Annotated in this window: 10 protein-coding genes and 2 pseudogenes; 3 read left to right on the top strand and 9 right to left on the bottom strand. The window is 54.1% G+C overall.

The annotated features are described in order from the left end of the window. Positions 1 to 537: 537 nt before the first annotated feature. The 9 genes and pseudogenes from arsH to AC1RTQ_RS11455 form a co-directional block, all read right to left on the bottom strand. Entirely contained in the window at positions 538 to 1,254 is a 717-nt protein-coding gene (arsH, locus tag AC1RTQ_RS11415) for an arsenical resistance protein ArsH (protein ID WP_492875796.1), read from the bottom strand. Further along, positions 1,241 to 1,672, bottom strand: a complete 432-nt coding sequence (gene arsC, locus AC1RTQ_RS11420) for an arsenate reductase (glutaredoxin) (RefSeq protein ID WP_492875797.1) — start codon at positions 1,670 to 1,672, stop codon at positions 1,241 to 1,243. Before arsC ends, arsH begins: the two co-directional genes overlap by 14 nt. 25 nt (positions 1,673 to 1,697) lie before the next feature. Beyond that, the gene (locus tag AC1RTQ_RS11425) at positions 1,698 to 2,987 is read right to left on the bottom strand and encodes an arsenic transporter (protein ID WP_492875799.1); all 1,290 of its coding nucleotides are present in this window, start codon (positions 2,985 to 2,987) and stop codon (positions 1,698 to 1,700) included. 123 nt (positions 2,988 to 3,110) lie between these two features. Continuing rightward, on the bottom strand, positions 3,111 to 3,617 hold the full coding sequence (locus tag AC1RTQ_RS11430; RefSeq protein ID WP_492876129.1) for an arsenate reductase ArsC: 507 nt from the start codon (positions 3,615 to 3,617) through the stop codon (positions 3,111 to 3,113). 46 nt (positions 3,618 to 3,663) lie between these two features. Then, positions 3,664 to 3,987 (bottom strand): ArsR/SmtB family transcription factor, encoded by a 324-nt coding sequence (locus tag AC1RTQ_RS11435; protein WP_492875800.1) that lies wholly within the window; start codon positions 3,985 to 3,987, stop codon positions 3,664 to 3,666. Between the two features lie 720 nt (positions 3,988 to 4,707). Beyond that, a complete protein-coding gene (locus tag AC1RTQ_RS11440) occupies positions 4,708 to 5,184 on the bottom strand; it encodes a RidA family protein (protein ID WP_492875802.1) in 477 nt (158 codons plus the stop codon). Between the two features lie 511 nt (positions 5,185 to 5,695). Continuing rightward, positions 5,696 to 5,922: pseudogene (locus AC1RTQ_RS11445) on the bottom strand (transposase); the annotation flags it as partial. 221 nt (positions 5,923 to 6,143) lie between these two features. Continuing rightward, positions 6,144 to 6,605: a hypothetical protein gene (locus AC1RTQ_RS11450; RefSeq protein WP_492875804.1), complete on the bottom strand. Its 462-nt coding sequence runs from the start codon at positions 6,603 to 6,605 to the stop codon at positions 6,144 to 6,146. 488 nt (positions 6,606 to 7,093) lie between these two features. Further along, a complete protein-coding gene (locus tag AC1RTQ_RS11455) occupies positions 7,094 to 7,576 on the bottom strand; it encodes a GNAT family N-acetyltransferase (RefSeq protein ID WP_492875806.1) in 483 nt (160 codons plus the stop codon). Positions 7,577 to 7,940: 364 nt separating this feature from the next. Between AC1RTQ_RS11455 and AC1RTQ_RS11460 the strand changes: the two genes are divergently transcribed. The 3 genes and pseudogenes from AC1RTQ_RS11460 (at position 7,941) to AC1RTQ_RS11470 (ending at position 13,683) form a co-directional block, all read left to right on the top strand. Further along, complete coding sequence (locus AC1RTQ_RS11460; protein ID WP_492875808.1) at positions 7,941 to 8,228, top strand: H-NS histone family protein; 288 nt, start codon at positions 7,941 to 7,943, stop codon at positions 8,226 to 8,228. A gap of 449 nt (positions 8,229 to 8,677) precedes the next feature. After that, positions 8,678 to 9,751: pseudogene (locus AC1RTQ_RS11465) on the top strand (IS3 family transposase). Positions 9,752 to 10,305: 554 nt separating this feature from the next. Next, positions 10,306 to 13,683: an EAL domain-containing protein gene (locus AC1RTQ_RS11470; protein WP_492875810.1), complete on the top strand. Its 3,378-nt coding sequence runs from the start codon at positions 10,306 to 10,308 to the stop codon at positions 13,681 to 13,683. Positions 13,684 to 14,116: the final 433 nt, after the last annotated feature.

The following is a 14,116-nucleotide window of genomic DNA, read 5'->3' on the forward strand; positions in this document are numbered from 1 at the left end:
GTTGCCGCCTGTAGAGCGCACTCTGTAGGCGGCGTGCAATGCCCGCATCACGGCTGCGCGCGGGGTTACAACACCGCCCAACCGGAGGCAGCGCGTACTGTTTTAAAGCCGCCCCGCCCCCTCCTTAAAGACGCCCGACCTTGCATAAGGTTGGGCGTTTTGCTTACCTGGTTGGCAATTCGCTAAGTGCTTGATTTTTTGCTGTATTCCATAGGTTGGACGTCACGCTACGCCCAACCTTCCAGCGCCCAACCTCAGCTGCAGGCTCTACCCCCCCAATAGCGACTACCAACCCTCCATAAATCCTTATGGCAAAAGGGAAACCATCCCTTCCGGTCATCTGCCCATCCTGGCTCATGAATAGCCCGCTCTGGCCATTTTCTGCCTATGGTCTGCCCATTCGGTGCCAAATCTGCCGCAATGGTCACAGAGGCTCAAATCGACCGTAACCCCGCGCCAACATTAGCGAACCCAATTTTTTCCGATGCCTCCCTCCGGTGCCAAAACGATCACTCCACCACTTGCAATGTGAATCGCTTAAATGCTGCGTTGGTTGACCCGTTTGGACAGTTCTTCAGCACTTTCATGGCGCTCGCTATAGCGATCCACCAGGTAGTCCGAACAGTCTCGCGTCAGCAGCGTGAACTTGACCAGCTCTTCCATCACGTCCACCACCCTCTCGTAATACGAAGAGGGCTTCATCCGGCCAGCCTCATCGAACTCGGCAAATGCCCTGGCAACGGACGACTGATTCGGGATAGTGATCATGCGCATCCAGCGACCTAGCACACGCATCTGATTGACCGCATTGAACGACTGCGAGCCGCCAGAGACTTGCATCACCGCCAGTGTCTTGCCTTGCGTCGGTCGCACGGCACCAGCGGACAAAGGAATCCAGTCTATCTGCGCTTTGAGGATGCTGCTCATCGCACCATGACGCTCAGGGGACGTCCAGACCATACCCTCGGCCCACACAGCCAGCTCACGCAGTTCCTTGACCTTTGGGTGATCGTCAGGGGCACCATCGGGCTGCGGCAGGTCACGCGGATCGAAGATCCTGGTCTCGGCCCCCATCTTGCGCAGCAGGCGCGCGGCTTCTTCGGTCAACAGGCGGCTATAGGAGCGGTCACGAACCGAGCCATACAGCAGCAGAATGCGCAGCGCGTGCGTCGCACGCTGTGCGGGCAAAAGGCCTTCCAGGCTGGGTTTTTCAAAGACTTGTTCGTCGAGGTTCGGTAGATCAGAGCTTGCCAATTCGGTTTCCTTTCGAGTCAATAACGGCTTCCCCGTCCTCCTTGGAAAAGGCGGCCTGTTGCGGCTGCGGGAGGATGTCCAGCACGGCTTCCGAGGGACGACACAAGCGGGTTCCCAGAGGGGTGACCACAATGGGACGGTTGATCAAAATGGGATGCTGGAGCATGAAATCAATCAATTGCTCGTCTGTCCATTTGGGCTCGCCCAAGCCAAGCTCGTCATAGGGCGTACCTTTTTGACGCAACACATCGCGCACTGGCATGCCCATGGCTTGGATCAGGCCCACCAGGGTGGCGCGATCAGGAGGCGTCTTGAGGTATTCAATGATCATGGGCTCTTCCCCGCTGTTGCGGATCAGGGCCAGAACATTGCGAGAGGTACCGCAAGCAGGGTTGTGGTAAATCGTGATGTCGCTCATAGCGCAAGATTTCCGTTGCAAAGATTCATAACGCCGCGCTGAGCCGCAAGGCCAGGGCAGTAAGGGTGACAAGCAGCACGGGCATGGTCAGTACCGCACCGACTCTGAAGTAGTAGCCCCAGCCAATCGTTGTACCTTTCTTGCCGAGCACATGCAGCCAGAGAAGCGTGGCCAGACTGCCAATAGGCGTGATCTTGGGACCCAGGTCGCAGCCAATCACATTGGCGTACACCATGGCCTCTTTGACCGCTCCGCTGGCTGTCGATGCATCGATGGATAAAGCGCCAATCAACACCGTGGGCATGTTGTTCATGATGGAAGAGAGGACCGCAGACAGCACACCTGTGCCCAGCGATGCGGTCCACACACCACCGGCTGCAAACTGATTCAGCAACACGGCGATGTAATCCGTGAGGCCCGCGTTGCGCAGCCCATAGACCACCAGGTACATTCCCAGCGAGAACACCACGATCTGCCAAGGAGCACCATGGAGTACCTTCCTGGTGCTGATGACATGGCCACGAGCCGCTACAGCCAGCAAGATTGCGGCACCCACGGTCGCCACGGCACTGACGGGCACGCCCAGAGGTTCGAGAACAAAAAAGCCAATCAGAAGCAAGACCAGCACGACCCAGCCGGCCCGGAACGTGGCCCGGTCTTTGATCGCAGCCGACGGCTGTTTGAGTTGGGCCACGTCGTAGGTGGCAGGAATATCGCGGCGGAAAAACAGCAGCAGCACACCGAGGCTGGCCAGGACCGAGGCGATGTTGACCGGCACCATCACCGATGCGTAGTCGTTGAAGCCGATCTTGAAAAAGTCAGCGGAGACGATATTCACCAGATTGGAGACGATCAGCGGCAGGCTTGCAGTGTCGGCAATAAAACCGGCAGCCATGACAAACGCCAGCGTGGCTGCCGGAGAAAAGCCCAGCGCCACCAGCATGGCCATCACGATGGGCGTGAGAATCAGCGCGGCTCCGTCATTGGCAAACAGGGCCGAAACGGCGGCACCTAGAAGCACGATAAAAGCAAACAGCTTGACTCCGCTGCCGCCACCCCAGCGGGCAAAGTGCAATGCAGCCCACTCGAAGAAACCGGCCTCATCCAGCAAAAGGCTGATGATGATGACGGCGACAAAGGTCGCCGTGGCATTCCAGACGATATGCCAGACCACTGGAATATCAGCTAAGTGCACGACTCCCAGCAGCAGCGCGATACCGGCCCCAATAGAGGCGCTCCAGCCAATGCCAAGGCCACGCGGCTGCCAGATAACCAGCGTCAGAGTGAAGATGAAAATCAGGATGGCCGTCAACATGACGTATAGGTCCTAGAAAAAGCTATGAGTCAGCATCAATGCCGCCCACAGCGCGAGGACGTCAGAGAAGCCTGGGGCTGCAATCCAGACTCGGTATCTGGATCGCAATTGAACTATCGGTCTTCAGTGCGAAGAGAGTTCACGTGCCGTGGACTGCAACACAGCCTGCTCCAGCTTGTGCGCCGGGAGGTTCACCAATAGCTCCAGGCGGCGATGAATCATGTGCATCGTCTGCCGGAAGGCTTCCAACTTTGCTTCGTCAGAGGCTTCGCCTTCCGAAGGGTCAGCGTAGCCCCAATGCGCTGTGGCGGGATGACCAGGCCAGAACGGACAAACTTCACCAGCGGCGTTGTCGCACACGGTGATGATCAAATCCATGTGAGGCGCGCCAAGCGCGGCAAATTCATCCCAGCTCTTGCTGCGCAAACCATCCACAGAGACGCCGGCCTTTTGCAGCACTTGCAGCCCAAGCGGATTGGGTTGCTGATTCTCCCGGGGGCTGCTGCCCGCCGAATAGGCTTTAAAACGGCCTTGACCCATATCGTTGAGCAAGGCCTCGGCCAAGATGCTGCGTGCAGAGTTGTGAGTGCACAGGAACAGGACGTTCAGGGGAGCTTTGTTGTCAGGCATGGTTATGAGCAGCGGACTTAGGGATAGAAAAAGGTCGCAGCGACGCTTAGCACTGGCATGACGCAGCAGCGTCATCGATACAAACCGCGCCCTGGCAGCAGTTCTCGGTGAGATATGCCAACAGATCGTTCATCACGGGGAAGGCCGCGCGATAGAGCACATTTCGGCCCTGCCGCTCCTGGCTGACCAGGTCGGCATGAAAAAGCTCTTTCAAATGAAACGACAGCGCGTTCGGCGCGATGCCGAGCTGCTCAGCCAAGGCACTAGGTGTCAGGCCCTCGGGACCGGCCACCACAAGGGCGCGAAATACGCGCAATCGGGCCTCATGGGCTAAAGCGGAGAGTGAGCGGATGACGTTTGCTTCTTGCATTATTTAATAATACATCAACTGTTGAATTATTGCTTTAATGACCACGAGGACGTCTCAGGTGTCATTGCGAGGTCATCAGGCAACGCCGAATGCACGCCCAAGTTGATGCAAGTTGGGCGTGCTCCCCTGAGTTTGATCGGGGACCTCCAACCTATTGAATAAACAGAGAAATGTGAACTTGGGCCCTGAGCACCGCCCAACTTCCGAGCGCCCAACTTAAAGCGCTGAGGTACAGATGCTTTAGACAGCTGGCCACCGGTCGCAACCTGCATGAAGTAAAGAAAAGACCTGACAGCTGCTTGTACAGGCACGTCCCACGTATCGCCCATTTGGGCCGCTTGATACGCCCAAGAAGACCATTTGGTGCCAAAGTGGGCGCACCACCTCAGCCGCCAGAAATCGCTCGTAAGTCCTTGTCAACATTAGCGAACCCAAAATTTTCAGCGGCCATCATCTATGCCAAAACAAGCACTCCCCCACTTTAGTGTTGCGTTGCGCGGCCTTTGGCACAAATTGCGCGATCTTTGGCACCAAGACTGACAAATTGGCAAGCGTTCAGCGGCCCGTATGTGCTGTTTTGTCGCCAACAGCCAGATCCAACTCTGGCGATGGATGTATCAACCAGTGGACTTTTCAGGCTACAGGAGCGGCAGGAATACACAACCCATTGCAGCCAGTGGGTTCCGGCCTCACTGAGGTAATTGGCAGAGAACTTGAAAGCTATTCAACTGCAGCAATCAAGTCAATTTCTACAGCTGCATTTTTGGGGAGTTGATAGACCCCAACAGATGTGCGTGTGTGAACACCAGCATTACCAAGTACCGCATAAAGAACTTCCGACGCCCCATCTGCAACTTCGCTTTGGAGGCTAAAGTCTTGCGAACATTGGACAAAAACGGTGATTCGCAAAATGCGACGAACCCTATCAAGTGATCCAAGTTCTTGCCGCAGCAATGCCAATGCACGCATGACGCAAACCTTAGCCGCACGCTGTGCATCCGCTACCGATACATCTGCACCGACCCTGCCTGTGACCACCACTTCATTCCCAACGCGTGGAATCTGGCCGCTGATAAACACCTGATTGTCATGTCGAATTACAGAAACGTAATTCCCCCCAATTTTGATCTCGCCTCCAAAACTGTATGAGAGATCAGCTTCTACTGAAGCAAAGTTAGCTTCCCTGGATTCGGTCATAAAACGGTTTAACCTCAATGAGTGAAGTCGTGGCAGTTTAGATGAGCGTCCGTACTTTGGTTGCCCAAGCGAACAAGATACACCCGAAGCAGTTACCTGTTTGGCAGAGCTTCACTCTCTTGCTACTACAACCGCTGTTGGCCGAAGCCGGGCCTAGCTATTGTTGAGTACAGCACCGCAAAGCTGACCTTCGGAGCTGCGCCTTGAGCGTCCGGTTTAGGATAGGCATTCAACGGGTGCAGGCCGTCGCTAGTCGTCCAGAAGCGGTCGTCCGGCGCATGGCTGCGAGCAGCCGGTCCAGGCTGATTACGATCGGTCAACTTTGACATCTCAGTGACGGCTGATGCCGATACCGGACATTGCTCATTAATCTGACCGGATGTTCGCTGCACCTCTCAAACCGGCCAGTAGATGAGCCGCTGGGCACCCCACGACCGGACGGCGACTCATGCAAGTTGCAAACTGGCGAGGCCGCCCCTTGAGAGACAGCCTCCATCCTGTGCGGAGTACGCCGCCGCTTTTTTGCGATGTCACGCTCCATCTTTAGGCATACGACCTCGGCCCGCAAGCGACTGATCTCCATCTGCTCAGGAGTCACTCTGCATCAGCAACTCCAGCCAACAACTGGCCCTGATTGACCTGTCGTACCCAGCTACCCAGACTGGCCTTGGGAATGCCCAAAGCTTGCGCAACCTTCTGCTGTGATTGCCCGCCTCGGACTTGGCGCACCGCCTCCAGCTTGAATTCCTGCGTGTACTATGCTCGCACTTTCCTGGCTGTCATTTCTTAGCTCCTTGTCGATATTTTGAACAAGGCCAAAAACTCCATTTTCTAGGGGCAAGGTCAGCTAGTGCGGGTCGGGCTGAGTTTGCGTCATCCAGGTCCGATGATGGGATGTCGATAATTTGCTATAGATAGCTTAATGCGTTTGTTAATCAAGCGCCGGGGCCGGAAATGAATCAAAAAGCGTAAGGATAGCGCCGACTCAGCCCGTGGCTGATCTGCTCCATCAGGCGACTCAGCTGCGCGACTGCTTCGTCATCAAGATCATCATCCATTGCTTCCCACTGGCCCATCAGGTCGGCCAGCTGCAGCCATTGGCCGAAGTTCAAGGCCATGGGTTGAGCGACCGCTTCGGGCCCCTGATCGTGATCGAGAAAGCCGATGCGCTGCTGCCCGTCCAGCGACACCAGCCAAGCATCGCCCGTGCCGGAAACGGCGAACACCCGCCAGTCCTGCCCCAGTCTCGCCAGCGGCGCGTCGCGGCCCCGCAGCTCGCTCAAGGCCTGCCGGGCATCGAGAAACACGCAGTCGCCAGAGATCTCCCGCGCAGGCCAGCGGCGGTCTGGCTGCAACTGCGCAAGGTCGGCGGCGTCAAATAGTTCCTTGGCAATCGTGTATGGGCTTCGCAGTGAGAGCATGAACAGTCCGTAAAAACAGCAGGCAGTGAAGCCTATCGCATGTGCTGCAGCCTGCTGGTCTGTTCGCGGATTTGTTCTTCAGCACTTGAAGACGCTTTGGCCCTCCACAATGGTTCCAGCACCTAGATGTTCTTGATGGCGTGCTTGTCCATGCTCAGCAAGCCGTCCGAGAGAATGGCCAGGTCCGCGTACTTGCCTTTTTCGATGGAGCCGCGCTCTTTTTCCTCGAAGTTCTGATAGGCCGCATGGAAATCCCCCCAAATAGCATGCTTCCGACATCCCCGAGAACAGCCTGATATCGAGGGGACCGCTACTGACCTGAAAACAGTCATTGGAGAAGCAACTGTCTTGGCGCTCTGAATGACCGCAATGAGCCGGTGACCAGTAGTTTGCCCTGCGGCTATAGCCGCAGTAACCGCTGCACACCGGACATCGGTTGACTAGGTACGGACGACAGCAACGGGTCGATTGCTGGCCGACACGACTTCCTAGCCCTCGGAACTACCGGGGGCGTAGAGGCGAAAGCGCAGAAATTGAACGCCATCAACATCAAACTCGCCATCTTCCTTAAATCCCAGCCTGAAAATCCCTCTAATTCTTTTTCTTGAGGGCGGAAGCAGAATAGTGATGGAACTCAAGCCCATGCTGGTGAAAGCACGATTGATAATTTCCTGATAGATGGTTTTGCCACTTCCCCAATATTTGGGGTGCAGCACCAAGGCCAAGTCAGCATCACCTGCTTCGTCCTGCAGCCCTCCCCAGCCTGCAAACTCCTGATCTATAAGAAATGCCCAAGGCCCATAGCCATATTTCGCCCACTGGGCATCTTTGTGGCTAACCCAATCCTTGGCTTTGACTTCATCGAAATCTGCGCTGCCCAGGGGCATTTGGCGTAGCACTTCGGGATTGTTGTTGAGCGCAATGATTTCAGCCAAACCAACTTCGGTAAGGCGCTTGAATTCCAGAGTCATGCATTGACTGTATCTGGATTTCCATGGATGAAGAGGAAAACACATCGGAGGCGATAACACCGCCTGTTCGCTCACCTTAGGTGCGCCCTTCAGACCCAGCTATAAGCCCATACCGGCTGCCCTCTTTCCTTTCTGGCAGGACAGCGCTCGAGCCAGATGACACCCTTTCCAAACAGCTTGAAACTTGGGCTCAGCCTACTTTTTTGCATCGCCTCATGTTTTTCGGAATTGCCGCGCATCAAGTTGAGACACAATGTGCGCGGCCACTTTCGATTGAAAGTGAACCAACTGCATAAACGACGTATCTCATGTATGGGTACATCCCCTTGGTGCTGGTTCAAAACTTACATAGGACCTCTTTTAGATGAGTACACATTCTTACAAGGACTTGTTGGCGCAACGCGAAGCTCTTGAGCAGCAAATTGCTGCCGCTCGAAAGGCAGAAGTCGCTGGCGCAGTGCAAAAAATCAGAGACTTGGTCGAGGCCTTCGGTCTTACGCAAGACGATATCTTCCGCTCTGCAAAGCAAAAGCGCGAGGCTGGCTCTGTCGCCCCTAAATATCGTGATCCTGTGACGGGCCAAACATGGACTGGCCGGGGGAAGCCTCCGAACTGGATCAAGGATCAAGACCGTTCCAAGTTTGAGATCTAACCTGGCAAGTAGAAGTGGCCTCTAAGGCCACTTTTATTTTTCGCAATCATCTCCTCTCTCGGATTTGCTTCTACACCTCCGCCTCTAAATAGGTGAGGCTCGGAGCCTCCCCCCTCGATCGCTCCGTCACTCACAAACACGCGCTGTCCAACTTGGGTCGGGCCTCGTGCCTGCAGGCGGCCACCGCCTGGCAGCTCAACCGAAGCTACGCTGCTGATCACAAAAGCCACCGAGCCCACCAACAAAGGCTTGGGCGACTGCAGATCCATGAACTGCTTGTAGAGGTTAGGCATGGGTTTCGACCTCCTACGTCTGACGCAGCTTGGGAGCAGCCCAGCTGACAGAGGTTGAGCGTACGATGCCGTGAGCCATCTCACTCCCGCCGATGTCCCCCCGGAATTGAGTAGCAGGTGAGCTGGAGTCCAATTCCATGCAGCAGGAGATTGGACATGAAGAAGAGATTTACGAAAGAACAGATCATTGGCTTCCTTCGGGAAGCAGACTCGGGCTTGTCGGTGGCTGAGCTGTGCCGACGGCACGGTTTCTCCGAAGCCAGCGATTACCTTTGGCGCAGCAAGTTTGGCGGCATGAGTGCGTCCGATGCCAAACGTCTGAAGGAGCTGGAAACCGAAAACGGATGACTCAAACGGCTACTGGCCGAGTCCATGCTGGAGAACGAGGTGACGAAAGAAGCCTTGAGAAACAAGTGGTGGGCGCACCTGCACGGCGCGAGTTGGTGCATCACATGGTCAGCCGGGGACTGAGCGAGCGTCGTTCGCTGCGTGTCATCGGCATGAGCGCCAGCGCCCTGCGCTACGAACCCGTCTGCGACCACAACTGTGCTTTGACAGAAAAGATCATCGCTCTGGCGCAGCGTCATCGCCGCTACGGCGCCGGCATGATCTACCTGAAGCTGCGCCAGGCCGGAGAGATCGTGAATCACAAGCGCGTGGATCGTTTGTATGCCCAAGCCGGTGTTCAGGTCAAAAAACGCAGATGCAAGAAGATCCCGCTATCGGAGCGCCATCCCTTGGTACGTCCCACAGCGGCCAACCAAGTGTGTCCATGGACTTTGTCTTTGAGCGCACAGCAGAAGGACGCAGCATCAAAAACCTGACGGTCATGGATGACGCCTCATCGTGCCGGACCGGGCCTTGGGTGGCAATCAACTGGTGCGCATTCTGGAGCAACTTGTCGACACCAGGGGACTGCCCAAAGCGATCAGAACCGACAACGACAAGGAGCTCTGCGGGCGCGCCATGCTGACCTGGGCTCATGACCGAGGTGTTCAGCTGTTTCTGATCGAACTGGGCAAGCCCGACCAGAACGCCTACATCGAATCATTCAACGGACGCTTTAGGGATGAATGCTTGAACGAACATTGGTTCACCAGTCTGGCGCATGCCCGGGTAATTGTTGAGGCCTGGCGCCGGGAATACAACGAAGAGCGGCCCAAGAGATCACTTGGCGGACTGACGTCCGCTGCCTATGCCCAGAGGCTGATGCAAAACCGCCTAAATTAACCCCGGACTCCAACGCCTTGTGCTACTGGAAGCGAGGGACGTCGCACCACTCCTAAAAAATGCCCAGTTTTCATTCAAAGTTGGGCATTTTTATAACGTTCTCCAAGCTGATATCGCTCAAGAATTCAAAAGAAAAAAGCGAGTTCTTGTTGAGGCTCAGCTGCAAAGACTCACAGCGACTTGAACCCAGCGCATTGTGTAATGCGTCTTGATCGTATCAATGATGCTGAAAAAGAACGCTATTTATCTGCTGGCGACTGAAATCACATTGCCATGCAGAACTAGCAAACGGACGCTTCAAGACCAGCCGACACACACAGAATCTCGCAAATTTCGAGCCCTCCGCAATGTAAACCAATGACAACAAATGAAACAAAGCGCATATTGTTTGTATATTTGAGCTTGTATCCCTCAGTTTGCATGCTAACGAGACCCTGCACACTCCTCCCATATGGAGTGTCTGGAGCCCTTGCATGGATGGTGATGTCAGCCTAGGCCCGCGACAAGTGAAAAATGGCTTGTAGCGGCCAGCATCTAGCGTAGGAGCGCGTTCTATGGTGCGGAGGTCTAGTTTCGAATCCAAGGTTGTCACTGCATTTGGAGCAGCCGCGCTGGTAGTGATCGCGATGGCACTATCGACGTGGGAAGTCGCAAGTGATGCGGCCAAAGCCGCCCAAATGGTGACACATGCACACCAGTTGCTCAACAATATAGATCGCGTCAGAGGCTACTCTTTCCAATCTGAACTAACCAGTCAGAATTTCCGTCTGACAGGTAATGCTGAGCATATTGCCGAGCGAAATGCAGCGATGGCCGAGCGAGAGCTTGCGCTGGAAAAAATACGGCAGCTAACGATCGACAATCCAGATCAACAACGTCGCTGGACAGAGCTGCGCAAAGTCATCGACCAGCGCATGGCTGCTGCACGCCAAATTGAAAAATTGCGCAATACCCAAGGCCAGAAGGCAGCAAATGCATTTGCTGCCGCAACTACGCTTGCATCCACGCGTTTGCGCACCTATGAATTGCTGAGCGAGATGGATACCGAGGCGCGCCTGCGGCTCGCCCTGGAAGAGGCCGAGCACAAACAAGCGCGTCATAAACTGGTGATGGCTGGAGCATTGGTCGCTGTAGCACTTATCTTGCTGTTGGGCTGCTCCTATCTTCTGATAAGACGACAATTGCGGGAAACACAAGCCAGTCAGCGTGCTCTGGCTGACAATGAAGAAAGCCTTGTGACTACCTTGCACTCGATCGGCGATGCAGTACTCGCAACAGACACTGAAGGGCGAATCACCCGCATGAATTCAGTGGCCGAACAGCTCACAGGCTGGAGTATTAACGAAGCTCAAGGCCGCTCTATCGGGGAAGTATTCAATATCATCCATGAGCAGACCCGCGAGCCTGCTCACATTCCTGTGGCATCGGTGCTAGCCACCGGGCAAGTGCAGGTACTTGCCGATTACACCTCAATCATTGCCAGAGATGGTACCGAACGCCCCATCTCTGATAGCGCCGCCCCCATCCGCGATTCCAAAGGCCAACTACGAGGTGCTGTACTAGTCTTTCGGGACGTGACTCTGGAACGAAAGGCACAACGGATCATCCGTGAGCAAAACGCGTCACTTGAAGCCGACGTGCACCAACGCACTTTGCAATGGCATGAGATTCAAAGCCATCTGCACAACGTCATCAGCGCCGTTCCGGCGCTCATTGCCTACGTCAATGCGCAACAGCACTACGAATACGTCAACACTCAGTATCGTCAGTGCTTTGCACCTGACCGCGAAGACATCACAGGTGAGTCGGTAAGAAAAATCCTTGGAGAGGAACGCTATGTTGTTGCCATTGATTTGATCAGCAAGGTTCTCGCAGGAGAGCCCCAAACATATGATTGGCAGCCCTTTCCAGGAGTTTGGCAAACCATTCAGTATGTTCCCAAACACCAAGCCAATGGAACGGTTGCTGGCTATTACGTATTGGGCACAGATATTACCGAGCGCAAGCACTACGAAGAACGTATCCAGACGCTCAATGGTGAACTTGAACAACGAGTGCATGAGTTAGAGCACATTGGCCGCGGACTGCGAACTCTGAGCGCCGGCAATCGCACCATGCTACGTGCCAGCGAAGAACAGAGTCTGCTTGAAAACATGTGCCGAGCCATCGTGGCTGCAGGAGGCTATGGCATGGCTGCCGTGTGGTATTCGGGCCACGAGCCAAATCAACAACTACACCCGATGGCAGAGTGCAATTATCCAGGTGGTATAGAAGCACTTCGCAGCCTAGGACTCATGGCAGCCGATACGGAGCTAGGCCAAAGTCTGACATCTAGCGCAATTCGCAGCGGCAAGGTTCAATTTGTCCGCGACATGCGCATGGACTCCAACCATGCTCGATGGCACGACAAGCTTGGTGACCTGAAATCAGGCGTATCTTGCCCTTTATTGGTTGAGGGCAAAGTCATTGGCGCACTCTCCATTTATGACACCGAACCAAACGCGTTCGGCGAAGATGAAATCGCATTGCTGACTGAGTCAGCGGACGATCTAGCTTTTGGGATTTCCATTCTGCGTACACGTTTAGAACAACAACGTGTGCAAGCAGAGATGAATCATATGCTGCGCCATGATCCCTTGACTGGACTACCCAATTCGATTGAATTCAGGGAAATTCTGACTGCGAAAATTGAGGGAAGCTCTCCACTTTCAGAACCAATCGCGGCTTTGCAATTCAATATTGAACGCCTTCGAGAAATCAACGAGGTGCTAGGTTTCTCTAATGGGGACCAGATTCTTAGAGACTTCGGAGAGCGCCTAAGGCAAGGCATTCCTGATTCTGCACATATCGCGCGTTTACGCGGAGATGAATTTGCAGTATTGGCGCCCACTCTGGATAGAGAGTCTGCCGTAGCCTTGGCCGAAGAGTTGGAAAAAAACATCTCCCGCCCTTTCCCGATCGCAGATATTGAATTGGATGTCAGCGCAAGAGCTGGCATTGCTTTATTTCCCGAACACGGCACAACCGCCGATGAACTATTGCGTCAAATGGGAAAGGCCACCCATCAAGCCAAGGCCCGCGGATTGAGTCAGTGCGTATTCGACCCGTCGCGTCAGAAAAATCAAGCAGGACGCTTGACCATGGCAGGGGAGCTGCGGCGAGCAATTGCAGGCAACCAGCTGCGACTATTTTTGCAGCCAAAAGTTGATTTTTCCTCCGGGAAAATCTGTGGAGCAGAGGCCTTGGTACGATGGATGCATCCGCTAAAAGGATTAATTCCTCCCGGATTGTTTATCGACTTGGCTGAGCAAACAGGCTTGATCAAGCCTTTGACGGAATGGGTCATTGTCGCAGCCCTTGATCTGCTGCAGAGCTGGCAGGCAAAAGGTTGTGCTGTTCCTGTTGCAATCAATCTCTCCGCGCGAAACTTTAGAGATGAACAGCTTTTCGCCAAGTATCGCCAATGGCATTCGGAGCGCTCTGTGTCAACCGGATTATTGGAGATTGAGATTACGGAAAGTACCGTAATGGAACATGCTGAATATGCTCTACGAGCACTGAGTGAGATGCGCGATGCAGGGATTCCTCTTTATGTGGATGATTTCGGAACAGGGTACTCCTCATTAAGTTATCTACAAAAACTACCAGTAGATTACATCAAGATAGACCAGTCATTCGTTTCTGCAATGCATCGCGACCGGGATTCGGCCACGATTGTGCGCTCCACCATTGATCTCGTGCATGATCTCGGACGGAAGACAGTTGCCGAAGGCGTGGAGACCAAAGAGCACTGGGACCTACTCAAAGATCTCGGCTGTGATATTGCACAAGGCTACTACATCGCCAAACCTATGCCTTCCGGAGATTTCCAGCAATGGGCCGAAGATTTCACAAAATGCCAATTAAGGGATAGATCATCCTTTTCGGGATAGCCATTTACATGAAATCACGCACCTTGCAAAAAAAATAGATACTTCAACATTGATTTATTTTTAAAAAAATAAACTCATGAATTGCATAGATACGCCTGGAACTTCATGCTGAAAAATCCAATGACGACAGCGGGCAACTAATTCCTGCAGCGAGTCAAATAATTCGACGGTGCCAGCCTTATTCGTTTATCCCTGCACTTCGTACCTTCAGAGCTGAATACATTCTCACATCCGACTTCATACGAGATTGAAATTTCTTGAATCTATAAGCGCCAGGCATCTCTTTGATTGAATTGACATTCAAAGGTCGGAACTAGGCCTCATAGCTTCCGACCTCTGACTGAAGTTCAAGCACACAAGAAGCGCTTCAAATTGGCACCACGCAAAAAATTGAGTGCACCAGTAGCGCTATGCTGATCGCTATCGTCTGTGA

Source organism: Comamonas sp. GW821-FHT11H03, from assembly GCF_058807955.1.